Below are 21063 nucleotides of genomic sequence, written 5' to 3'. Positions count from 1 at the left end.
GCGTGGTCGGATCCGTCAGCACAGTGCCTCCCAGTCCTGTTCGAGGTTGCCCACCGGGCCGATCGACCCGACCAGGTGCCCGAGCCAATCGTCGCGTGATTCCGAGTAATCCTCACGCCAATGACAGCCCCGGGTCTCCTGCCGGGCGTACGCCGCGCCGACCAGGGCGGCGGCCACGGTCAGCAGGTTGGTCGCCTCCCAACTCGCGGTACGCGGCGCGGCCCGGGTCGCCCCCAACGTTCCCAGCTCGGCAGCGGTGGCCCGCAACGAGTCGGCCGAGCGGAGCACCCCGGCACCCCGGGTCATCGCCCGGGCCAGCCGCTCCCGTACCGCCGGGTCGACCGTCGCGCCCTCGCCGCCCCGCCACGCACCCGTCGGCGCCGGCTCGACCTGGGCCGGCAGGTCCCGGGCGATGTCCTGGGCGATCCGGCGGGCGAAGACCAGCCCCTCCAGCAGCGAGTTGCTGGCCAGCCGGTTGGCGCCGTGCACGCCGGTGCAGGCGACCTCGCCGCAGGCGTACAGGCCGGGGATGGAGGTGCGGCCGTGCAGGTCGGTGCGTACCCCGCCGGAGGCGTAGTGCGCGGCCGGGGCGACCGGGATCGGCTGCTCGGCCGGGTCGATCCCGGCCGCCAGGCAGGAGGCGACGATGGTGGGGAAACGCCGGGCCAGGAACTCGGCACCGAGGTGCCGGGCGTCCAGGAAGACGTGGTCGGCGCCGGTGGCCAGGAGTACCCGGTGGATGCCCTTGGCCACCACGTCCCGGGGAGCCAGCTCGGCCAACTCGTGCTGGCCGACCATGAACCGCTTGCCGTCGGCGTCGACCAGGTACGCGCCCTCGCCGCGCAGCGCCTCGGAGACCAGCGGCTGCTGTGCCGCCCGTACCGGGCCGATGCCACCGCCGGCCGCCGCGTCCAGGGCGAGTCCGGTGGCGGCCGGGGCCAGCAGCGCGGTCGGATGGAACTGGACGAACTCCAGGTCGGTGACGGCGGCACCGGCCCGCATCGCGAGCGCGACCCCGTCACCGGTGGAGACCGCCGGATTGGTGGTGGCGGCGAAGACCTGCCCCATCCCGCCGGTGGCCAGCACCACCGCCCGGGCCAGGATCGCGCCGACGCCGTCCTCGCTGCCCTCGCCGAGCACGTGCAGGGTGATCCCGCACGCCCGGCCAGGGCCGGCCCAACCGCCGTCCGGGGCCCGGAGCAGGTCGAGGACGAGGGCGTGCTCGACCAGCCGGATCCACGGATCCCGGCCGACCGCGGCGTGCAGCGCCCGCTGCACCTCGGCCCCGGTCGCGTCGCCACCGGCGTGCACGATCCGGTCGGCCCGGTGCCCGCCCTCCCGGGTCAGCATCAGCGAGCCGTCGGCGTTCCGGTCGAACTCGGCACCTGCCCGGATCAGCTCCCGCAGCCGGGTCGGCCCCTCCTCCACCAGCACCCGGACCGCCGCCGGGTCGCAGAGCCCGACCCCGGCCAGCTCGGTGTCCGAGGCGTGCGCGGCCGGGGTGTCCAGCGGATCGAGTACGGCCGCGATGCCGCCCTGCGCCCACCGGGTGGAGCCGTCGTCGATGTTGACCTTGGTCACCACGGTCACGTGCAGTCCCGCCTCGCGCAGGTGCAGTGCGGCGGTGAGCCCGGCGATGCCCGACCCGATCACGATCACGTCGGTCGTCTCCACCCAGCCGGGTGCCGGCGCGGCCAGCAGCCGGGGTACCACCGGCAGGTCGACGGTCGGAAACTGCATCATTCCAGTCAACCGCGTACCGGCGGTGTCGGGTGGGCCGGGGGCAGGAGAAGTGGCCTACGACGCTTCCCGATCCGGACGATCGGGGCGACTCTGCCGGATCGACCAGGCTGCCCCGCCCGGAATCGCGCCGGTCGATCCGGCCGGACCGACCGGGTCACCGGGTCCGGATCGGCAACCCGCCGTTGCCGGCGCCCTTTAGGGAACGGGTGAACTTGCCGTCGGAGACCCACAGGTAGCAGCGCACGCCCCGGTTGCCCGAGGTCCAGTCGTCCCGCCCGCCCGGCAGCGTCACCACCCCGGTACGGAACCGGATCGTGCTCTGCGACACCCCGACGAACCGGGCGGCCACCGTGTAGCAGCCGTCGTAGAACGCCTGCCAGTCCCGTTCCGCCGCTGGGTACCTCAGCGTCGCGGGCGCCCGCCACACCCCGGCGAACTCGGTGTTGTGCCGGGCCGAACACTCCGCCGGGGGCATCCGGTCGATGGTCTCGGTCCGGGTCAGCGTGGTGGCGTAACAGCCCAGCCGCAGCGGCCCGGCCTCGCGCAACGCGCCCTTGAGGGTCGCCGTCCGGCCGACCACGTCGCCGTCTTCCTCGACGTTGGACAGTTCGGTGACGTCACAGCGGAACCACCGGGCCCCGGCTCCCCAGCCCTTCGGCGAGGGCACCGCCACCCCGAGCCACAACCGGGCGGTACGCCAGTCGGCGCCGAGATAACCGCGCGCCCGGTTGTCGCACTCGGCGTACGCGGCGGTGAACTGGGCCGAGCCCGCTGCCGGCGGTACCTGCGCGTCGCCCGGCGGCCCGGCGAAGGTGCCGACGTGCACGGTCTCCAGCCGGTGGTTGGTGGCGCAGTCGACCGGCAGGTACGACGACAGGTAGACGGTCTCGGAGAAGTCGGCCGAATGGCAGGTCTCGGCGGCCGGGGTGAAGACCACCGGCTCGCCGACCGCCGCCCAGTCGTCGGTGAGGTCGCCGTCCGTACCGCCGGGCGGCGCGCAGCCGGCGACGCCGAGCACCACTGCCCCGGCCACCGCCAGGGCGCTCATCCAACGGCGCATCGCGTCCTCCCCAGGGCGACCAACGGTCCGGATGGCTGCACCCTACGTTAACCCGCCCGGTCACCCGACCAGCGAGATCATCCATCCGGCGGGTCGTCCGGGAGGTCGGCAGGGTCGCTCCAGAATGGTCGGATCCGACGGGGAACGGCGTTCGACACCGCCGCATCCGACGGCGGCGCGGCGACGATCAGAAGGCGAGGCGACCGGGCCGGGTCCGACGGCGCGGCGACGGTCGACAGCAGAGCGACCAGGTGGGGTCAGGCGGTCGCGACGAAATCGCCCCGGACCGGGTCGCCGACCATGCCCGGCACCGCGCCGGCCGGGTCGGTGCCCAGCTCGATGATCCGGTTCGCCGCGTCGACGTGCACGATCCGGGGCCGGTACGTCCGCGCCTCGGCGTCGTCCATCTGGCCGTACGAGATCAGGATGACCAGGTCGCCGGGGTGCACCAGGTGTGCGGCGGCGCCGTTGATGCCGATCACGCCGCTGCCGCGCTCGCCGGCGATCACGTACGTCTCCAGCCGCGCCCCGTTGGTGATGTCCACGATCGCCACCTGCTCGCCGGGGAGCAGGTCGGCGGCGTCCATCAGGTCGGCGTCGACGGTCACCGAGCCGACGTAGTGCAGGTCCGCCTGGGTCACCGTGGCCCGGTGGATCTTCGACTTGAGCATGGTGCGGAACATGGGGTACGTCCTCCGTGGAGCAGGGGTTTCGTCGGGCGGTCGGTCGTCGGCGCTCGACGCCTCAGCCGCCCGGCGCGGGAACCGGAGCCAGTTCGACCGGCAGGTTGTCGATCAGTCGGGTGTCGCCGACCCAGGCCGCCACCAGCATCCGCCCCGGTCCGGTGGCCGGTGCCGGGCCGAGATCCGGGTCGGTCAGCACCAGGTAGTCCAGCTTGGCGCCGGTCGTACCCTCGCCGAAGGCCCGGTAGGCGGCGGCGAGCGCACCGTCGGCACCCCGGCCCTCCCCGGCGGCGGTCGCGCCCGCCCGTAGCGCCGCCGACAGCCGCAGCGCCGACGTCCGCTCCTCGCCCGAGAGGTAGCGGTTGCGGCTGGACAGTGCCAGCCCGTCCGGCTCGCGTACGGTCGGCACGCCGACGATCTCCACGTCCAGTTCCAGGTCCCGGACCATGCGACGGATCAGGGTGAGCTGCTGGTAGTCCTTCTCGCCGAAGATCGCGACGTCCGGCCGGACCAGGTTGAGCAGTTTCAGCACCACGGTCAGCACGCCGTGGAAGAAGCCGGGCCGGCTGGCGCCCTCCAACTCCTCACCGAGGTCGCCCGGGTTCACCCGGACCATCGGCTCGCCGTCCGGGTACAGCTCCTCGCGGGACGGCGCGAAGACGTACCGCACCCCGGCCGCCCGGCAGATCGCCAGGTCGGCCTCGAAGGTCCGGGGGTACCGGTCGAAGTCCTCGTTCGGGCCGAACTGGAGCGGATTCACGAAGATCGTCGCGAGTACGGTGTCGGCCTGCTCCCGGGCCGCCCGCAGCAGCGCCTCGTGCCCGGAGTGCAGGGCGCCCATGGTCATCACCACCGCCAGGCTCCCCGGCAGCGGCGCCAGGGTGGCCGCCAACTCCGCCCGGGTACGCAACACCGTGGTCATCTCCGCTCCCCACTCCGCCGTGACCGGAGCCCGGTCGAACCGAGCGACCGGATGCCGTGCCGCTGCATCCCGCTCTGCCGGATGCCGTGCCGCTGGCTCCCGCTCTGCCCGATGCCGTGCCGCTGGCTCCCGCTCTGCCGGGTGCCGGGCCGCTGCCCGCCGCGCCCGGTCATGCGGCGGCCACCTTCCGGTCCCGGTCGGCGAGCACGCCGAGCAGTGCCTCGGCGTCGGCCGGACGGAGCCGACCGGCCGCGATCGCCCGGTCGGCGGTGCGGCGGGCCAGCGCCAGATAGCCGGGTACCGAGTCCGGGGCCGTGCCGGCGAGCCGGTCCAGGTGCCGGGCGATCGTACCGGCGTCACCCCGGGACACCGGCCCGGTCAACGCCGCGTCGCCGAGCCGCAGGGCGTTGTCCAGCGCGGCCCGGAGCAGCGGCCCGAGTACCTTCTCCGGCCGGCCCACCCCGGCGGCCCGGAGCAGTTCCGCCGCCTCGTTGACCAGCGTGACCAGGTGGTTCGCCCCGTGCGCCAACGCGGCGTGGTAGAGCGGGCGGTCCGGTTCCGCCACCCACTCGGGTACTCCGCCGAGGTCGGCGACCAGCCGGACGGCGAACGGCCGCAGCGCCGCCGGGGCGGTCACCCCGTACGAGATGCCGGGCAGCCGGTCCAGGTCCTCGGCGGTACCGGTGAAGGTCATCGCCGGGTGCAGCGCCAGCGGATAAGCCCCCACCGCGACCGCCGGGGCGAGTACGTCGAGTCCGTGTGCGCCCGAGGTGTGCGCCACCACCTGCCCCGGACGCAGCGCACCGGTCCCGGCCAGCCCGGCGACCACCCCGGCCAGCGAGTCGTCCGGTACGGCGATCAGCAGCAGGTCGGCGGCGTTCCGGGCCACCTCGTCGGCGGGGCGTACGACGGTGCCCGGCAGCAGCCGGTCGATCCGGTCCCGGGCGGCGGTGGAGACCCCGGCGGCGGCGACCACCCGGTGACCGGCCCGGCCCAGCGCGGCGCCGAGCACGGCACCCACCCGGCCGGCACCGATCACGCCGATGGTGAGCTGGCGGGGGAAGAGAGGTTGCGGCTGGCCCTGGCCGGCCGGGTCACGGCTCGGGCCGGCGGCCGGTGGCCGGACCGACCCGCCGGAGGCGGCGGTACGCGGGCGCGCGGAAGCGCTCATAGCAGTGATCCAGTCCTCGACAAGTGGTACCGGTCGATCGCAAGTATGCGCCGTCCGGCCAGTTCAGGACCAAGAGGTTGTGAAAACCTTCACCGCCGCGCCGTCGTACTCCCGCGCCCCCGTCCAAGGCCCCGTCCAGGCCCCGTCCGCGCTCCCGTCCACGGCCCCGTCCCGCACTGCGCCCGAAGCGGGCGATCGGGCGATCGGGGGCCGATCGGGGGCGCATAACCTGGGTCGGTGCCGATCGGATGGCGAGCCGCGATGACCACCGCGCTCTACGGTGACCAGGGGTTCTTCGTCGACGGCGCCGGACCGGCCGCGCACTTCCGGACCAGCGCGCACGCCGTACCGGTGCTCGGCGACGCGCTGCTGCGGATGCTGGACCGGCTCGACGCCGCGCTGGGCCGGCCGGACCCGTTGGACGTGGTCGACGTCGGCGCCGGCCGGGGTGAACTGCTCGACACCCTGTCCCGGCTCGCGCCGCCGGCCCTCGCCGCCCGGCTCCGGCTGACCGCCGTCGAGCTGGCCCCGCGTCCCGAGCTGTTGCCAGGAACGATCGGCTGGCGGGCCGACCTGCCGGAGCGGACCGTCGGGCTGCTGGTCGCGACCGAATGGCTCGACAACGTACCGCTGGACGTGGCCGAACCCGGCCCGGCCGGCTGGCGACGGGTACTTGTCGACCCCGCCACCGGAACGGAGTCGCCCGGCGGCCCGCTCGACCCGGCCGAGACGGACTGGCTCGCCCGGTGGTGGCCGACCGAACCGCACCCATCAGGGCGGGTCGAGATCGGGCTGACCCGGGACACTGCCTGGGCGACGGCGGTCGGCAGCCTGCACCGGGGGCTGGCGCTCGCCGTCGACTACGGACACCTGCGGAACACCCGCCCCCGCTACGGCACGCTCACCGGGTTCCGCGCCGGTCGGCAGGTGGACCCGGTGCCGGACGGCAGCCGCGACCTGACCGCGCACGTGGCGGTGGATTCGGTGGCGGCGGCCGGTACGGCGGTGGCCGGCCTGCCGTACACCCTGGTCGACCAGCGCACCGCACTGCGCGCACTCGGGGCCGACGGACGACGACCCGCGCTGACCCTGGCCTCGACCGACCCGGCCGGCTACGTCCGCGCGCTCGCCCGGGCGTCCACGGCGGCCGAACTGACCGACCCGGCCGGCCTCGGCGGCCACTGGTGGCTGTTCCAACCGGTCGGCCTCGACTTCCGGCCCCTGGACGAACCCGGCTAGCGATCCCGCCTGCCCGCGCCCGTGCCCGCTCGGCGACCGGCCCGCTCGCGGAACGGCGGCAGGCGGCCGACGATGCGACCGGGCGGATCGCGGAACGGCCGGACGCGGATGAGCGGCGCGCCAGTCTTCCCGGCTCGAATCCCCGACGGAACGCGGCGTGGTCGTCCAGGCGGCCGGCGTTGCGGCCGGGCGGATCGTGGCACGATGGCGGGCATGACTGCCGACACCGGAACGCTGCGGGAATTGACCGTCGGCACCGGGGCGGGCCTGGACACCGCCGACATGGTGCTCAACATCGGGCCGCAGCATCCGTCGACGCACGGCGTGCTCCGGCTCAAGCTGGTACTCGACGGCGAGCGGGTGATCTCCTGCGAGCCGATCGTCGGCTACATGCACCGGGGCGCGGAGAAGCTCTTCGAGGTACGCGACTACCGGCAGATCATCGTGCTGGCCAACCGGCACGACTGGCTCTCGGCGTTCTCCAACGAGCTGGGCGTGGTGCTGGCGGTCGAGCGGCTGATGGGGATGGAGGTGCCGGAGCGGGCCGTCTGGCTGCGTACCGCCCTGGCCGAGCTGAACCGGGTGCTCAACCACCTGATGTTCCTCGGCTCGTACCCGCTGGAGATCGGCGCCATCACCCCGATGTTCTACGCGTTCCGGGAACGCGAGACCCTCCAGGCGGTCATGGAGGAGGTCTCCGGCGGCCGGATGCACTACATGTTCAACCGGGTCGGCGGGCTCAAGGAGGAGGTACCGGCCGGCTGGACCCGGCGGGCCAGGGCGGCGATCGGCGAGGTACGCCGCAGCCTGCCGGACCTGGACAACCTGATCCGGCGCAACGACATCTTCCTGGCCCGTACCGTCGGCGTCGGGGTGCTCTCCGCCGCCGACGCCGCCGCCTTCGGCGCCTCCGGACCGGTCGCCCGCGCCTCCGGGCTCGACCTCGACCTGCGCCGCGACGAGCCGTACCTGGCGTACGGGTCGCTGGAGGTGCCGGTGGTGACCCGGACCGCCGGGGACTGCCACTCCCGGTTCGAGGTCCTGCTCGACCAGGCGTACGTCTCACTCGACCTCGCGGAACGCTGCCTGGAGCAGGTGGACCGGATCAGCGGTCCGGTGAACGTGCGGCTGCCCAAGGTGGTGAAGGCGCCGGAGGGGCACACCTACGCCTGGACCGAGAACCCGCTCGGCATCAACGGCTACTACCTGGTGTCCCGGGGCGACAAGACCCCGTGGCGGATGAAACTGCGCACCGCCTCGTACGCCAACGTGCAGGCGCTGGCCACGCTGCTGCCCGGCTGCCTCGTACCGGACCTGATCGCGATCCTCGGTTCGATGTTCTTCGTGGTCGGGGACGTCGACAAGTAGTGCTCCGGGGCGGGTGACCTCGGCAGGTCCGGCGTTCCGTCCGGAGCCTCACGGCCAGCCGTCGGCGGTCGACGGTCCGGATCGGGCGCCGACCTCACCGCCAGCCGCCTACCTCACCGCCAGCCGTCGGCCTCCGGGTAGCCGTACTCCGAGCGTCGGGTGCCGCCGGCCCGGGGCGACTCGTCCAGCGGCGGGTAGCCGTACTCCTCGTCGTCCCGGTGCCGCCGGCCACGTCGTGCCGGCTCCGGCTCCGGCTCCTGGCGCGGAGGACCCCAGACGGAGGCCGGGTCCACACCACCGGCGGGCAGGGCCGGCGCACCGCCCGACCGGTCCCAGCCCCGGTCCTCACCCGGCTCACGGCCACCACCACGCCGCTCGTCGACCGCATCACGCCCGCCACCACGCCGCTCGTCGACCGCATCACGGCCACCGTCACGCCGCTCGTCGGTCCCGGACCAGCCGCCCGAGCCGTACTGGCCGGCGGAGCGCCGGTCGTCGTCGCGGGGCTCCGACCACTGGCGACCGGCCCGCCGGTCCCCGCCCGGCCTCGGCTCCTCCTGGCGTACCTCCGCCCAGCGGTCCTCGACCCGCAACTCCGTACCCGACTCGTCGCTCCGCATCGACGCCCGGCGCTCGCCCATCCGGGCCTCCCGGCCCCGGTCGTCGCTGCGTACCGAGGCCCAGCGCTCGCCGGCCCGCAACTCGGCCCAGTACGAGTCGTCGGCCGGGTCCCCGGTCACCAAGTCCGGGTCCGGCTCCGTCGAGCGACCGCGCCAGCCGCCACCGTCGCCGGGCCGCCCGGCCCGCCCCGGGTCGGTGGGCTCGCCGGCGGACCGGCCCGGGGCAGAGCGCCGGTCCCGGTCGTCGGGCTCCTCGGCACGCCCTTCCCGACCACGGTCGCCGCCACCGTAGTTGCCGCCGCTCCCGCCGCCCTGGTCACCGGTCCGGTAGCCGTCGCGCTCACCGCCGCCGTAGCCACCCCGGTCCCCGGCACCGCCGTACCCGGCACGATCGTCGTCGCCGTGGCCCCGACGGTCGCCACCGCCATAGGTGCCACCCGCGCCCCGGCGCTCGTCACCGCCGCCGTAGTTGCCGCTGCTCCGGCGCTCGTCGCCGCCGCCGTAGGTGCCGCCGCTGCCCCGGCGTTCGTCGCCGCCGTAGCCGCCGGCGGCCCGAGCGGCCCGGTCCTCGTGTCCGCCGTAACCGCCGTCCCGACCGGCCCGGTCCCCGCCACCGCCGTAGCCGCCACCGGCGCCGTAGACACCGCCGCCGTAGCCGCCGGCCTGGGCACCACCGCCGTAGACACCGCCACCGTAGGTTCCGGCGCCGTAGCCGCCCGCCTGGTGGTCGTCGTCCTCGTGTCCGCCGACGATCGTCTGCCGGGTGGTCACCTGCACGGTCTCGGTGTGCCGGACCACGCCGCGACCGAGCGGCGGCCCGGACGGCATCCCGCCGGGACCGCCCCGGTGCGGCCGGGCGCCCTGCGCCCACGGCTGGCCGTACTGGCCGGAGTCCGCCGCGTCGTCCCGGCCGTGGCCCCGGCGCCCGGACCCGCCCCGCTCTCCGCCGGACGAGTTGCCTGCCTGGTAGCCGCCGCCGGACCGGCCGTGGTGCTCGCCGGTGTCGTCCTGGCCGGCGCCGTACGACGGCCCCGGCCCGGCGGCGGCGCGACGTGCTCCTTCCGGCCGGGAACCGGATCCGTCCCGCCCCGGCCCACCCGGCGCCCAGCCCGCCGAAGCCGGCTCACTCGTCGCCCGCCCGGCCCGGCCGGGATCGGTCGAGGCCCAGCCCGCTGAAGCCTGCTCACCCGACGCTCGCCCGGCCCGGCCCGGATCGGTCGAGGCCCAGCCTCCCGAAGCCGGCTCCCCCGACGCTCGGCCGGCCCGGCCCGGATCGGTCGGGGCCCAGTTCTGGTTCGGCTCGCCCGAGGCTCGGCCGGTGGGCACACCGGCGGCACCGGTGACCGCCGCGGTGCCCGTCGGACCGGCCGCCCCGACGGCGGAGGCGGAAGCGGACGGGGGAACGGGAGCGGGAGCCGCGCTGGCCGCCGGCACGGCGGCGCTGGCCCGTACCGCCTCTATCTGGCCACGCAGCGCCTCGACGTTGCCCTGCACGACCTCCAGTTTCTCGCCGAACGCCTTGTGGGTGGCGCGGGCGGCGGTGGCGATGTCGTTGCGCAACTCGCCCCGCAGGTCGTCGAGTTCCTCGACGAGGGTCTCCTCCATGTCCAGCCGGACACCCTCCGAGTCGCCACGCAAGGTGATCGACAGTCCGATGAGTACGACCGCAAGCACGGCCAGCACCGCCGCGATCCGGAGCGGCCCGTTGCCCTGCCCGACCAGGAGTAACAGGGCAGCCAACGGAGCCAGCCCCACCCCGACCCAGAAGAGTACGGTCAGCAGCGGCCGGCGGCGGGATTCCTCGGGGGCCTCGCGGGCTGACATGGCAGTCGAGCCTACCCACAGTTGCCGGGGACCGAAATGGCGGCGCCGGCAAACGAGGGGCCGACCGACGCCACCCATGGTGACGTCGACCGACCCCTCGGTAGTTCCGCTGTCAGCCCGGCTCGTCGACCCGGCCCCGCGCCGCCCGGCACGCCGCCGGGACCGACGTGTTCGCCTCCGCAGAGCGCGGCACCGCCGTGCCGTCGAGCGCGCTGGTCGTCAACCCGCGTCGAGCATGCCGGTCGTCAGCTCGTGGCGAGCGCGCCGTCCGACGAGAACACCAGCCCGACGCTGATCGCACCGGTGGTCAGTGCCGACTTGGTCTGCGGGCCACCCGCGTCGAGCGAGTCGAACCGGCCTGCGTTGAAGTTGTAGACCTGGATCAGCCCGGCCTGGCACTTCGGCCGCTGCGGGCACTCCGGCGGGCCGCCGAGTACGGTCGCCGAGCCGGAGCACTTGGCCGCCAGGTCGCTGAGCGTACGCACGGAGTACTTGTCGGCGAACTCCTTGGTGACCGCGAACGCGTTCTGGTCCTGCGCGGCGGACGGCTTGCCGAAGGTGATGCCGACCTTCTCGCCGGCCGCCTTCAGCCCGGTCACCGTCTGGTTGAGGTCGGGCGAGGAGATCGGCGGCGGGGTGGCGCCGGACTTGGCGTTCACCTTGTTGTTCAGGAAGTCCGCCATCGTCGCCGCGTACTCCGGGACGACCTGGATCTGGCCCTTCTCCAGCGCCGGCTCGTACAGTTCGCGGTTGCCGATCTGCTGCACCCTGACCTGGTAGCCGGCGGCGGTGAGAGCGATCCGGTACAGCTCGCCCAGGGTCTGGTTCTCGCTGAAGTTGGCCGCGCCGACGGTGATGTTGCCGGTGCCGCCGGTGGGAATGCCGGCGGTCAGGTTGTTGGCCGAGGCGAACTCCTCGGCGGCCACCTTCGGGGTCTTGCGGTCCACGTCGACCGCCTTGTTCAGGCCGATCAGCTTGGTGGTGTCGAGGCTGTCCGAGACCTTGTCCAGGGCCGCGACGAGCTGCGGCTGGGCCACCTTGCTGTTGATCGCCGGAATGATGTTGTCGGTGTTCTGGAGCTTCTTGTCGTCGTCGAGCACGACCAGGCTCGACCCGGCCACCGGCGCGCAACCGGCGGCCTGCGCCCCGGTCGCCGGAGCCTGGGTGCCGGACGAGCCGGCACCGCCACAGCCGGCGAGAAACCCGGCCGCGACGACGGCACCGGCGGCGCCGACTGCCAGACGTGTACGTGTGCGCATGAAACGCCCGCCTCCTGTGTCCCGGCGCGGCCCGGGGTGGGCCGGCCGCGTGTCCGACGGGCGACATCTCAGGACGGCCGCCCGCGACCTTCCACGAAACATCCTCCCGTCTGGTACGACAATCCGAGGCGCGCTTCGTCACCGGATCGTCACGCAAAGGGGCACGAGGTGCGCAGAGATGATTACCAAGGGTTAAAGTCACGCCTGGCGGGCGGTCCGGTCCGGGCCTGAACCGGGACGCCATGGGTGATCAGACACACACCGCGTCGCCCGGTCAGGAGCCGGTGATCGCCGCTGCCGCCCGCTGGTCGGCCCGCCGGGCGACCCGGCGGCGGTTGCGGCGCAGCGGCCGGGGCGTGACCACCCGTTCGACCAGGGCGAAGGCCAGCTCGACCAGCAGCGCGAGCAGGGCGACCAGCAGCCCGCCGGCCAGGATCTGCCCGCCGCCGATCGAGATGCCCAGCCCGAAGCCGGCACTGATGATCTGCCCCAGCCCGCCTCCGTTGACGAACGAGGCGAGCGCGGCGGTCGCCACCACCTGCACGGCGGCGGTACGGAACCCGGCCGCCAGGTACGGCACCGCGAGCGGCAACTCCACCCGGCGCAGCAACTGCCCGCCGGAGAGCCCCATGCCCCGTGCCGCGTCCCGCACCTCCGGATCGACCTGCCGAATCCCCGTGTACGCGTTGGCCAGCAGCGGCGGCACCGCGAAGACCGCCAGCGCGATGATCACCGGCGGCTTGCCGAAGCCGAGCGCGGTCAGCGGCAGGATGGTCAGCAGCGCGATGGTGGGGATGGCGAGCGTGACGTTGGACACCAGCACCACGACCCCGCCGCCCCGGCCGGTGTGGCCGAGCCAGAGCCCGAGCGGCCAGGCGACCAGGCAGCCGAGCGCCACGGCGGCGCCGGAGATGCCGAGGTGCTCGACCAGGCGGTCGAGTACGCCGCCGGGGTTGGTCCAGTTCAGCGGGTCGTTGAGCCAGACGACCGCCTGCTCGATCGGGTTCATCGGGCCGCCCTCCCCGGAGTCGTGCCGGTGTGCCGCGCCGTGGTCGTGCCGGTGTGCCGCGCCGTGGTCGTGCCGGTGTGCCGCGCCGGGGTCATCCGGCCGCTCCCCGGCGCCGCGCCCACGGGGTGAGCAGCCGGGCCAGCCCGGCGAGTAGCAGGTCGAGAACCAGCGCCAGCAGTACGCAGAGCAGCGTTCCGGTCATGATCTCCGCTTTGAAGAAGTTGTTCCGGAAGCCGCCGAGGATGAGCTGCCCGAGCCCGCCGTGCCCGACGAGTACGCCGACGGTGACGAGTGCCACCGTGGAGACGGTGGCCAGGCGCAGGCCGGTGAAGATGCCCGGCAACGCCAGCGGCAGGTCGATCCGGAGCAGCCGGGCGAACCGGCCGTACCCCATGCCCTGGGCCGCGTCCCGGACCTCCGCCGGCACCTGGTTGAGCCCGGCGAGCACGTTCCGGATGATCAGGAGCAGGGCGTAGAGCACCAGCCCGAGCAGTACCGTCGCCGTCCCCGTCCCGAGGTACGGTGCGACGAAGGCGAACAGCGCCAGTGACGGGATCGTGTAGAGGACACCGGAGAGTGCGAGAATCGGCCCGGTGAGCGGCCGGAACCAGTACGCCAGCACGGCGAGCGGGATCGCGACCAGGGCGGCGATCAGCACCGCCTGGGCGGTGAGGGCGGCGTGCTCCCGCAGCGCGGCGAGGATCGTCTCCGAATTGCCCTGCACATAATCCCAGGAGAACCACGGATTACCCGGGTCAGCCCGGTCGATCACCCGGAAGGACATACGTGGACGTTACCCCGGAGGCCGACTCCGCCGGGTCCGCCGGCACCACGGGTGCCGCCGCGATCACCCTCGACCAGGTTCGCAAGCAGTACCCCGACGGCACGGTGGCGGTCGGCGAGCTGAGTCTGGAGGTCAAGGCCGGCGAGTTGGTGGTGCTTATCGGCCCGTCCGGCTGCGGCAAGTCCACCGTGCTGCGCATGGTCAACCGGCTGATCGAGCCGACCGCCGGGCGGATCCTGCTCGGCGACGAGGACGTCACCCGGGTCGACCCGGTCCGGCTGCGGCGACGGATCGGCTACGTGATCCAGAACGTCGGGCTCTTTCCGCACCAGACCATCGCCACGAACGTCGGCACCGTACCGAGGCTGCTCGGCTGGCCGAAGGCCCGGACCGCACGACGCGCCGACGAGCTGTTGGAGCTAGTCGGCCTCGACCCGGCCACCTTCGGCCCGCGCTACCCGCACGAGCTGTCCGGCGGGCAGCGGCAGCGGGTCGGGGTGGCCCGGGCGCTCGCCGCCGACCCGGTGGTGCTGCTGATGGACGAGCCGTTCTCGGCCGTCGACCCGATCGCGCGGGCCCGGCTCCAGGAGGAGTTCCTGCGGCTCCAGGCCGAGGTGCGCAAGACGACTGTGCTGGTCACCCACGACCTGGACGAGGCCGTCCGGCTGGGCGACCGGATCGTGGTGCTCTCCCAGGGCGGCAGGCTGGAGCAGTACGCCAGCCCGGCGACCCTGCTCGGCGAGCCGGCCTCGGCGTTCGTCCGGGAGTTCGTCGGGGCCGACCGGGCGATCCGGCGGCTCGCGGTCACCCCGGTCACCCGGGACCTGCTGCGCCCGCTGCCGGCCGACCCGGGCGAGACCGCCGGGCTGCCGACCGTGCCGCTCGGATCGTCGCTCTACGACGCGCTGGCGGTGCTGCTCCGGACCAACTCGGACGACGCCCGGGTCACCGACGAGGGCGGCGAGCCGGTCGGCACCGTGAGCCGGCACCGGATCCTCAGCATCGACTACCCGGCCGACCCGGTCGGCGGGTAGCCGCACCCCACCCGCCCGTCACCACCGGAACCGCGCGACGCCCACAGGCCACAGGCGTGCGGACAGCACGGCGCCCGGAGTGTGCCGTCGCGGGAGGGGCGATCGGTCACTCCGGGCGCCGTCGAGCGGGCTTGTCCGCCCGAGGGGTGCCGAGGTCGTGCCCGGGGGGTGGGGCGCCGACCTCAGCGCCGTCCGCGCCAGCCGCCGAGGGTGGCGATGCCGACGATCCAGCCGACGAAGAAGCCGTACCCGGCACCGCTGCCGGCGGCCTGGAAGGCGCCAAGCAGCGACGGGTTGCTGCCGATCAGCGTGGCGAAGAGCGCCGCGAATGCACCGGCGAAGACGTACGCCGACCAGCCCGCCAGGAACTGGCTGAGGGTGCCCCTGGCCCGGGCCAGTTGCGAGCCGGGCAGCAGGTAGAGGAAGACCCAGGTGAGCACCACCACGAGGATCGCCTTGAGATCGGCGGCGATGATGTTCTGGATCGTGTCGTCCGAGTCGAACCGCCAGGCGGGCCAGGCCAGTAGCCGGAGGAACCAGCCGCCCGCCGTGTCCGGATCGGTCTCGTCCCGGGCCCAGTCGGCATACCACGGACTGCCGAAGACCAGGACCAGTACGAGTGCGGCGATCGTGCCCGCACCCGTGGCCGTCTTGTATCTGTTGGTGAGAGCCATGCGCCGGTAATTCCCAGCGGAATCAGTTCCCGAAACCCGGTGCCGGATTTCCAGGAATGCGCTTGGCTTGAACCGATGCGCGCCCTGGAGTACCAATAGCGCGTTTTTAGTGTTTCTGAAGGTAGTCGATGAAGGCGGCCCGGAGCAGCGGCGCGGTCTCCTCGTAGCCGTGGCCGGTGAACTCCCGCCAGAGCGCGACCGCCTCGTCCACCGTCGGCCCGGCGGCGTTCGGCGAGCCGTCCAGCGCCGCCGCCTCGTCCGCGTTCGGCAGGTGCCGGATCACCGACCAGAAGAAGCCGATGTCCCGCCGTTCCCGGGCCAGCGCGAAAGCCCGCTCGCGCAACTCCTCCGTGGACAACGCGTCCAGTTCGGCAAAGGTGGGCGTGGTACGCGACTCGGCACCCGATTCCGTCATAACGCCGAGCCTATCCGCCCGAACCGCCGCAAGCCGCACCGGCCGGCGCGCCGCCGAAGGTCAGCGGTTCGTACCGTCCCACCGGTCGCCGCCCCACCGGTCGGTCGGCTGGCCGGGCAGCGAGGTGTTCCACGGCTCGGGCGGCTGGGCCTGGGCGGTGTCCCAGCTCGCGGTCGTCGCCGGTTCCTCGACCCACTCCGGCTCCCGCTGGGCGTACGAGCGGGGGCGGCCGTTCGCCTCGACCAGGCGGGTCACCACCAGGCCGACGGCCACCACCACGGCGGCGAGGGCGGCCGGCGCGATGTCCAGGTTGCGCTCGTCGGCGTACCCGATGAACAGGGTCAGCGCGACGGTGGCCAGCAGTCCACCGGCGATCCCGCCCCGCCGGCCGAAGGCGCTGGCGCCGCCGAGCAGCGCGGCACCCATGGCCAGACCGGTCCACTCGATGCCGGTGGTCGGCGCGACCGGCCCGGTGCCGCCGGCCGCGATCAGCATCCCGGCGCCGACGGCGAACACCGACGACAGCACCAGGCCGAACGTGACGAGCACACCGGCCGCAGCGCCCCGGCGCAGTGCCGGGTCGCCCACCGGCCGGAACCGGCCGACGGCCCGGCGTACGGTCTTGACGGTGCCGAAAAGGCCGGCCAGCACCGCGACGGCGGCGAAACCGCCGAACAGGTAGAGCGCGTGCCGGGTCGGGTCGTACTCGCCCTGCACGTCGACCGGGGCGGTCCGCTGCTGAATGAAGACGATCACCGCCAGTCCGGCGGCGAGGCTGGCCGCCCAGCTCGGCACGTGGAAGCCCACCACCAGTACGGCGATCACCAGGCCGACCACCACTCCGGCGAGTACCGCCGGCAGCATCGCCGAGACGACGCCCCGGTCGGAGTTCTCCGCGAAGTGCAGGGCGGCGGCGACCGCCAGCGGCCCCAGCGCCAGGTTGGGGGCGGCGGTCCGCAGGGTCAGCCCGGCGCCGAGGGTGAGCAGCCCGAGCGCGGTACCGAAGACGAGCAGGCTCTCCCGCTGCGCGCCCCGGAGCAGGTCGGGATAGTCCCGGTTGCACAGGAAGAGCAGCCCGCCGACCACGACCAGCAGCACCAGTTCCCAGAGCAGGTGCACGGCGATCCGGTCCCGCCCGGGCTCACCGTGTGCCGGGTCGTCGAAGACGTTCTCCAGCGCGGCCGGCGAGACGTTCCGCCGGGTCCGGGTCGACTCGACCGGCTCCGGGTCGGCGGCGATGGTCGGCTCGCCACCCATGAACCGGCCGGTGACGTGGCCGGACCCGCGCATGTCGGCGTCGTCGTGGTATCCCGCGTCACCGCCGTACCGGGGATCCTCCCGCGCGCCGGTGCCGACCGGGTCCATTCCGGCGTCCCGGCGCCGGTAGATCGAATCGTCGTACGCCATCTCGCGCGCCTCCTGTTTCGTCCCGCCGAGCAGGCTTCGACCCGGGGCGCCATCCGGGACCGGAGCGGTCGGACGTGGGCCCGATCCAGCGAGGGGGGCGGATCTGGCCCGGTCGCAGGCACCGTACCCGCGTCCGAGGCCAACCGTCACCCCCGGTACGCATCGATTCCGGGCCTGCCCTGGTCAGCGCTCGTCGCGCCGCCCCCGTTCGTCACTCTCCGAATCGCGGTCATCACGATCGGGCACCCGACAGGAGCGTTCCAGCCAGAGCGCCGCCCCGACCAGCGCCAACGACGCGGCGAGTCCGGCACTGGCCGCCGGTACGTCGTTCGCGGCGGCCCGGGTCCGCTCGATGAGCAGCCAGGCGTCCAGCCCGGCGTAGAAGCCGGCGAAGATCGCCCCGGCCAGCGCCGACGCCTTGGCCAGTACGACGAACCGGGCCACCGCCAGCGGTTCCACCGGATCCCGGCCGGGCTTGCGCTCGATCCGGGCCTTGGTGTTCGCCGCCGCGTACCCCTCCAGGGCGGCGAGCCCGAGCAGGGTGACGATCGGCAACCAGGGCAGCGGCGGGATGTGGCTGTAGAAGCTGCTGACCAGCAACCAGGCCACTGCCGCCGAGGCCAGTCCGGCCACCACCAGCGAGGCGGGCCGGGTCGGACCCATCCGCCCCTGGTCGGGGGCCGGGCCGCGCGTCGGGGGTCTGCGCTCGGTCACAACTCGTCCTCACTCCGCTCGTCGCCGCCGGTACCGTCGGGACCGGATCGCGCGGCACCTGGCCCGGCCGCCGAAATGGTCCGCCGGCCGCCGCTGCGGTGCCGTCGCCACCGCGGTCACCGTCAATCCGACTCTATCCGCAGATCCGGACGGGGGCGCAGGTCCAGTACGTCGCCGGCGACCGGCTCGGTCGACATCAGGTCGGTCAGCCAGCCGTGGCCGGGCAGCCGCCCGTACGGCTGGATGTCGATCCACGGCCGGAGCACGAAGGCCCGCAGGTGCGCCCGGGGGTGCGGCAGGGTCAGCTCCGGGTCGGCGCTGTGCACCGGCTCGCCGTCGTCGGCCCAGACCGTGATCACGTCGACGTCCAGGCTGCGCGGCCCGAACCGGCGCTCCGGGTCGCGGACCCGGCCGGCCGCCGTCTCGGCGGCCCGGGCCCGGTCCAGCCAGTCGCGCGGGCCGGCGGTGTCGTCCCCGACCAGCAGCACGGCGTTCAGGTACGCGGGCTGGTCCGGGTCGCCCCACGGCGGCGTCTCGTAGACCCCGGACGCCACCAGGAGTACGTCCCGCAGTCCGGTCACCGCCGTGCGCAGGTGTCCGAGCCGGTCGCCGAGGTTGCTGCCCAGCGAGAGCACCGCCCGGGTCATCCGGTCACCGCCGCCGGGTCACGGTCACCGCCACGTCGGCGAAGTCGTGCGGGATCGGTGCCTGCGGCTTGTGCACGGTGACCGAGGTGAGCAGTACCCGGGGATCGGCGAGGCAGGCGGCGGCCAGCCGTTCGGCCAGCGTCTCGATCAGGTTGACCGGCTCGCCGGTCACGATCGCGACCAGCCGGTCGGCGAGTTCGCCGTAGTGGACGGTGTCGGCCACGTCGTCGGTGCGGCCCGCCGTGGTGAGGTCGAGTTCCAGCACCACGTCGACGACGAAGTCCTGCCCCTGGGCCCGTTCGAAGTCGAAGACCCCGTGTCGGCCCCGCGCCCGCAGCCCGGTCAGCACGATCCGGTCGCTGCCGGGCCGGGCCGTTCCGGCGGGCTCGCTCAGCACGGCGTCGCGCCCGCTCTCCGCCCCGGTCATCGGGTCACCTCCGTGGTTGCCAGCCGGGGCCGGCCGCTGGCGGTCCAGACCGCGAGCGCGTCCACGGTCTCGCGTACGTCGTGCACCCGTACTCCCCAGGCGCCGGCCGCGACCGCCAGCACGCTGGTGGCGACAGTGGCGGCGGTACGCCCCTCGGTCGGCCGGGGCGTGCCGTCCGGGTCGGCCAGCAGCGCGCCCAGGTACGACTTGCGGCTGGCCGCGAAGAGCAGCGGGTAGCCCAGCGACAGCAGTTCCGGCAGCCGGGCGGTGAGCTGCCAGTTGTCGGCGGCCCGTTTGGCGAAGCCGAGCCCGGGGTCGATCACGATGCGGTCGGCGGCGACCCCGGCGGCGAGGGCGTCGTCGACCCGCTGGGCCAGCTCGGCCCGTACGTCGGTGACCACGTCGGTGTAGCGGGCCAGGTCCTGCATCCGCTTGGCGTGCCCGCGCCAGTGCATCAGGATCCACGGGCAGCCGGCCTCGGCGACCACCTTGGCCATGTCCGGGTCGGCCAGTCCGCCGGAGACGTCGTTGACCACTGTGGCTCCGGCCGCCAGAGCGGCGGCGGCGACGCCGGCCCGGTAGGTGTCGACGCTCATCGGCACCCCTCTGGCGGCGAGTTCCCGGATCACCGGCAGCACCCGGGCGGCCTCGGTCTCCGCGTCGACCCGGTCGGCACCGGGCCGGGTGGACTCGCCACCCACGTCGACGAGCTGGGCGCCGTCGGAGTGCATCTGCACACCGTGCCGGACGGCGGCGTCGAGGTCGGCGTACCGGCCGCCGTCGGAGAAGGAGTCGGGCGTGACGTTGAGGACGCCCATCACCACCGGCCGGGGCGGGCGGAGCAGGTCGCCGACGGTCGGGGGTCCGCCGCCGGTCGTGGCGGGGCCCGGGACTGACTCGGTCACGGGTAGACGTTACCCACCAGCCCCGGTGCCTTCCTGACCGGCCGGCCGGGCCACCGGTGCCCGAGGGGCGGCTCCGGGGTCGTGCCCCGACGCTGATCACAGGCGGTGAGCCGGGCAATCCGGCGGGTACGGCGGGGCACGTGAAACTGCCCGCCCGGGGCGGATCGGTGGCACTCGGCGCCGCTTGTTCCAAACAGGCACGCGCCGTACGCTCGCATCAGCCAGATGCCAGAACTTAAGAGATGGGCCGAATCAGGACAAAGATGCCCACAAACCATCACCCTTCGCGGTGATTGCGAGACGCAGGGTCGATCAACACCCCACGACCGACCCGGTTGACCGGGCTTGACAGCAGTGCGGTGCCGAGACGGGGCCGCACCCGGGGAGGATTCCGATGTTCGCCATGGAGCTGGTGGAGACGGCATGGCCGGCTGCCACGCACGCGCTCCACACCCTCGCGTCCGTGACGGCGGCCGAGCCCGAGGGCAATATCGACACCGATGGGATTGTCGGCTTCTTCGCCACCAACATCGCGCCCATCCTGCTCGCCGTACTCGGAGTGATCTTCATCGGTCGAGCCAGCAAGGGCGAGGTCTCCAAGGTGCTGACCAGCTCGGCGATCGCGCTGCTCGGCCTGGCCTTCATCGCCGGGGCGGCGACGCTGTTCTTCGTCGGCGAGAACCTGATCAACCTGATCTTCGAATAGACCGCGGAGCACGAGATGCGGCTGCGCACCGACGACGACATCTATCGGGCCCGCCTGGTCTACCTGGGGCCGCCCGGCTACACACTGCCCATCCACCTGCCTTACACGCAGTACGGGCTGTTCATGTTGCTGGTGCCGCTCTTCATGTTCATTCATTGGACGTTCACGCTCAGGGTCGAGCTGATCCCCGCCTGGGAGATCGCGCTCGCCATCGTGACGACCTCGTTCGTCTTCCGGTACGTCGACCCCGACCGGCCCGCCCGGATGGTGATCCGGACGGCACTGACCGACTGGCGGCGCACCCGCGAACCGGCGACAGAGCAGCGCGACCCACGACTGGTCGCGACCCGTATCCGGATCCGGGAGCAGTTGACATGACCGACCGCAGCGAGGTGACGGCGTGACCGAGCGAACAAGATCTCTCCACCGCCGTGCGGTGGAGCCTGCCGGGC

General features: G+C 73.7%; 22 protein-coding genes. 5 read left to right on the top strand and 17 right to left on the bottom strand.

Annotated elements, in window-relative coordinates; all coding sequences use genetic code 11:
• Positions 1 to 15: 15 nt before the first annotated feature.
• From Pen02_RS00895 to Pen02_RS00870, 6 genes are all read right to left on the bottom strand, one after another.
• Complete coding sequence (locus Pen02_RS00895; protein WP_203863940.1) at positions 16 to 1740, bottom strand: L-aspartate oxidase; 1725 nt, start codon at positions 1738 to 1740, stop codon at positions 16 to 18.
• Between the two features lie 157 nt (positions 1741 to 1897).
• A complete protein-coding gene (locus tag Pen02_RS00890) occupies positions 1898 to 2803 on the bottom strand; it encodes a septum formation family protein (protein ID WP_203863939.1) in 906 nt (301 codons plus the stop codon).
• 257 nt (positions 2804 to 3060) lie between these two features.
• The gene (panD, locus tag Pen02_RS00885; protein ID WP_203863938.1) at positions 3061 to 3486 is read right to left on the bottom strand and encodes an aspartate 1-decarboxylase; all 426 of its coding nucleotides are present in this window, start codon (positions 3484 to 3486) and stop codon (positions 3061 to 3063) included.
• A 61-nt stretch (positions 3487 to 3547) separates the two neighbouring features.
• A complete protein-coding gene (panC, locus tag Pen02_RS00880; protein ID WP_203863937.1) occupies positions 3548 to 4408 on the bottom strand; it encodes a pantoate--beta-alanine ligase in 861 nt (286 codons plus the stop codon).
• Entirely contained in the window at positions 4405 to 4581 is a 177-nt protein-coding gene (locus tag Pen02_RS00875) for a hypothetical protein (protein ID WP_203863936.1), read from the bottom strand. The genes panC and Pen02_RS00875 overlap by 4 nt, the downstream gene beginning before the upstream one ends.
• Entirely contained in the window at positions 4578 to 5579 is a 1002-nt protein-coding gene (locus tag Pen02_RS00870) for a DUF2520 domain-containing protein (protein WP_203863935.1), read from the bottom strand. Before Pen02_RS00870 ends, Pen02_RS00875 begins: the two co-directional genes overlap by 4 nt.
• 237 nt (positions 5580 to 5816) lie before the next feature.
• On the opposite strand from Pen02_RS00870, the gene Pen02_RS00865 reads away from it, so the two are divergent.
• Both Pen02_RS00865 and Pen02_RS00860 read left to right on the top strand, forming a co-directional pair.
• Positions 5817 to 6818, top strand: coding sequence for an SAM-dependent methyltransferase (locus Pen02_RS00865; protein ID WP_239139856.1), 1002 nt, complete (start codon positions 5817 to 5819; stop codon positions 6816 to 6818).
• A gap of 204 nt (positions 6819 to 7022) precedes the next feature.
• A complete protein-coding gene (locus tag Pen02_RS00860; protein WP_203863934.1) occupies positions 7023 to 8186 on the top strand; it encodes an NADH-quinone oxidoreductase subunit D in 1164 nt (387 codons plus the stop codon).
• Between the two features lie 113 nt (positions 8187 to 8299).
• Here the strand turns inward: Pen02_RS00860 and Pen02_RS00855 are convergent, their stop codons facing one another.
• The 4 genes from Pen02_RS00855 to Pen02_RS00840 form a co-directional block, all read right to left on the bottom strand.
• Positions 8300 to 10630, bottom strand: coding sequence for a hypothetical protein (locus Pen02_RS00855; RefSeq protein WP_203863933.1), 2331 nt, complete (start codon positions 10628 to 10630; stop codon positions 8300 to 8302).
• A 245-nt stretch (positions 10631 to 10875) separates the two neighbouring features.
• Positions 10876 to 11889, bottom strand: a complete 1014-nt coding sequence (locus Pen02_RS00850) for a glycine betaine ABC transporter substrate-binding protein (protein ID WP_203863932.1) — start codon at positions 11887 to 11889, stop codon at positions 10876 to 10878.
• 274 nt (positions 11890 to 12163) lie between these two features.
• On the bottom strand, positions 12164 to 12898 hold the full coding sequence (locus tag Pen02_RS00845; RefSeq protein ID WP_203863931.1) for an ABC transporter permease: 735 nt from the start codon (positions 12896 to 12898) through the stop codon (positions 12164 to 12166).
• 91 nt (positions 12899 to 12989) lie between these two features.
• Positions 12990 to 13682: an ABC transporter permease gene (locus tag Pen02_RS00840; RefSeq protein ID WP_203863930.1), complete on the bottom strand. Its 693-nt coding sequence runs from the start codon at positions 13680 to 13682 to the stop codon at positions 12990 to 12992.
• A gap of 2 nt (positions 13683 to 13684) precedes the next feature.
• Between Pen02_RS00840 and Pen02_RS00835 the strand changes: the two genes are divergently transcribed.
• A complete protein-coding gene (locus tag Pen02_RS00835; RefSeq protein WP_203863929.1) occupies positions 13685 to 14716 on the top strand; it encodes an ABC transporter ATP-binding protein in 1032 nt (343 codons plus the stop codon).
• A 182-nt stretch (positions 14717 to 14898) separates the two neighbouring features.
• On the opposite strand, the gene Pen02_RS00830 is transcribed toward Pen02_RS00835, so the two are convergent.
• From Pen02_RS00830 to folP, 7 genes are all read right to left on the bottom strand, one after another.
• Positions 14899 to 15390 carry a hypothetical protein gene (locus Pen02_RS00830; protein WP_203863928.1) on the bottom strand — a complete coding sequence of 164 codons (492 nt, stop codon included), beginning with the start codon at positions 15388 to 15390 and terminating at the stop codon, positions 14899 to 14901.
• Between the two features lie 106 nt (positions 15391 to 15496).
• A complete protein-coding gene (locus Pen02_RS00825) occupies positions 15497 to 15805 on the bottom strand; it encodes a hypothetical protein (protein ID WP_203863927.1) in 309 nt (102 codons plus the stop codon).
• A 60-nt stretch (positions 15806 to 15865) separates the two neighbouring features.
• The gene (locus tag Pen02_RS00820; RefSeq protein ID WP_372445549.1) at positions 15866 to 17062 is read right to left on the bottom strand and encodes an ABC transporter permease; all 1197 of its coding nucleotides are present in this window, start codon (positions 17060 to 17062) and stop codon (positions 15866 to 15868) included.
• A 333-nt stretch (positions 17063 to 17395) separates the two neighbouring features.
• Positions 17396 to 17875: a DUF3180 domain-containing protein gene (locus Pen02_RS00815; RefSeq protein ID WP_203864299.1), complete on the bottom strand. Its 480-nt coding sequence runs from the start codon at positions 17873 to 17875 to the stop codon at positions 17396 to 17398.
• A 173-nt stretch (positions 17876 to 18048) separates the two neighbouring features.
• On the bottom strand, positions 18049 to 18573 hold the full coding sequence (gene folK / locus Pen02_RS00810) for a 2-amino-4-hydroxy-6-hydroxymethyldihydropteridine diphosphokinase (RefSeq protein ID WP_203863925.1): 525 nt from the start codon (positions 18571 to 18573) through the stop codon (positions 18049 to 18051).
• A gap of 4 nt (positions 18574 to 18577) precedes the next feature.
• On the bottom strand, positions 18578 to 19000 hold the full coding sequence (gene folB / locus Pen02_RS00805; protein WP_203863924.1) for a dihydroneopterin aldolase: 423 nt from the start codon (positions 18998 to 19000) through the stop codon (positions 18578 to 18580).
• Complete coding sequence (folP, locus tag Pen02_RS00800; protein WP_203864298.1) at positions 18997 to 19818, bottom strand: dihydropteroate synthase; 822 nt, start codon at positions 19816 to 19818, stop codon at positions 18997 to 18999. The genes folB and folP overlap by 4 nt, the downstream gene beginning before the upstream one ends.
• Before the next feature lie 481 nt (positions 19819 to 20299).
• Here folP and Pen02_RS00795 point away from each other — a divergent pair, with 481 nt between their 5' ends.
• Positions 20300 to 20611, top strand: coding sequence for a hypothetical protein (locus Pen02_RS00795; protein ID WP_203863923.1), 312 nt, complete (start codon positions 20300 to 20302; stop codon positions 20609 to 20611).
• A gap of 15 nt (positions 20612 to 20626) precedes the next feature.
• The gene (locus Pen02_RS00790) at positions 20627 to 20989 is read left to right on the top strand and encodes a hypothetical protein (RefSeq protein WP_203863922.1); all 363 of its coding nucleotides are present in this window, start codon (positions 20627 to 20629) and stop codon (positions 20987 to 20989) included.
• The last annotated feature ends 74 nt before the right edge of the window (positions 20990 to 21063 follow it).

This window comes from Plantactinospora endophytica, from assembly GCF_016862915.1.
GTDB classification, from domain to species: domain Bacteria; phylum Actinomycetota; class Actinomycetes; order Mycobacteriales; family Micromonosporaceae; genus Plantactinospora; species Plantactinospora endophytica.
Note: the sequence above shows the minus strand (reverse complement) of the source record. Positions and strands in the feature narration are given on the sequence as shown.

Excerpts from the sequence above, each read along its gene's own strand:
- Pen02_RS00870 (WP_203863935.1), bottom strand. The coding sequence starts at position 5,579 with ATGAGCGCTTCCGCGCGCCCGCGTACCGCCGCCTCCGGCGGGTCGGTC.
- folK (WP_203863925.1), bottom strand. The coding sequence starts at position 18,573 with ATGACCCGGGCGGTGCTCTCGCTGGGCAGCAACCTCGGCGACCGGCTC.
- Pen02_RS00830 (WP_203863928.1), bottom strand. The coding sequence starts at position 15,390 with ATGGCTCTCACCAACAGATACAAGACGGCCACGGGTGCGGGCACGATC.
- Pen02_RS00895 (WP_203863940.1), bottom strand. The coding sequence starts at position 1,740 with ATGCAGTTTCCGACCGTCGACCTGCCGGTGGTACCCCGGCTGCTGGCC.
- Pen02_RS00795 (WP_203863923.1), top strand. The coding sequence starts at position 20,300 with ATGTTCGCCATGGAGCTGGTGGAGACGGCATGGCCGGCTGCCACGCAC.
- Pen02_RS00850 (WP_203863932.1), bottom strand. The coding sequence starts at position 11,889 with ATGCGCACACGTACACGTCTGGCAGTCGGCGCCGCCGGTGCCGTCGTC.
- Pen02_RS00860 (WP_203863934.1), top strand. The coding sequence starts at position 7,023 with ATGGCGGGCATGACTGCCGACACCGGAACGCTGCGGGAATTGACCGTC.
- Pen02_RS00820 (WP_372445549.1), bottom strand. The coding sequence starts at position 17,062 with ATGGGTGGCGAGCCGACCATCGCCGCCGACCCGGAGCCGGTCGAGTCG.
- Pen02_RS00815 (WP_203864299.1), bottom strand. The coding sequence starts at position 17,875 with ATGGGTCCGACCCGGCCCGCCTCGCTGGTGGTGGCCGGACTGGCCTCG.
- Pen02_RS00840 (WP_203863930.1), bottom strand. The coding sequence starts at position 13,682 with ATGTCCTTCCGGGTGATCGACCGGGCTGACCCGGGTAATCCGTGGTTC.
- panC (WP_203863937.1), bottom strand. The coding sequence starts at position 4,408 with ATGACCACGGTGTTGCGTACCCGGGCGGAGTTGGCGGCCACCCTGGCG.
- Pen02_RS00855 (WP_203863933.1), bottom strand. The coding sequence starts at position 10,630 with ATGTCAGCCCGCGAGGCCCCCGAGGAATCCCGCCGCCGGCCGCTGCTG.
- folP (WP_203864298.1), bottom strand. The coding sequence starts at position 19,818 with ATGGGCGTCCTCAACGTCACGCCCGACTCCTTCTCCGACGGCGGCCGG.
- Pen02_RS00845 (WP_203863931.1), bottom strand. The coding sequence starts at position 12,898 with ATGAACCCGATCGAGCAGGCGGTCGTCTGGCTCAACGACCCGCTGAAC.
- panD (WP_203863938.1), bottom strand. The coding sequence starts at position 3,486 with ATGTTCCGCACCATGCTCAAGTCGAAGATCCACCGGGCCACGGTGACC.
- Pen02_RS00790 (WP_203863922.1), top strand. The coding sequence starts at position 20,627 with ATGCGGCTGCGCACCGACGACGACATCTATCGGGCCCGCCTGGTCTAC.
- Pen02_RS00825 (WP_203863927.1), bottom strand. The coding sequence starts at position 15,805 with ATGACGGAATCGGGTGCCGAGTCGCGTACCACGCCCACCTTTGCCGAA.
- Pen02_RS00875 (WP_203863936.1), bottom strand. The coding sequence starts at position 4,581 with ATGACCGGGCGCGGCGGGCAGCGGCCCGGCACCCGGCAGAGCGGGAGC.
- Pen02_RS00890 (WP_203863939.1), bottom strand. The coding sequence starts at position 2,803 with ATGCGCCGTTGGATGAGCGCCCTGGCGGTGGCCGGGGCAGTGGTGCTC.
- folB (WP_203863924.1), bottom strand. The coding sequence starts at position 19,000 with ATGACCGGGGCGGAGAGCGGGCGCGACGCCGTGCTGAGCGAGCCCGCC.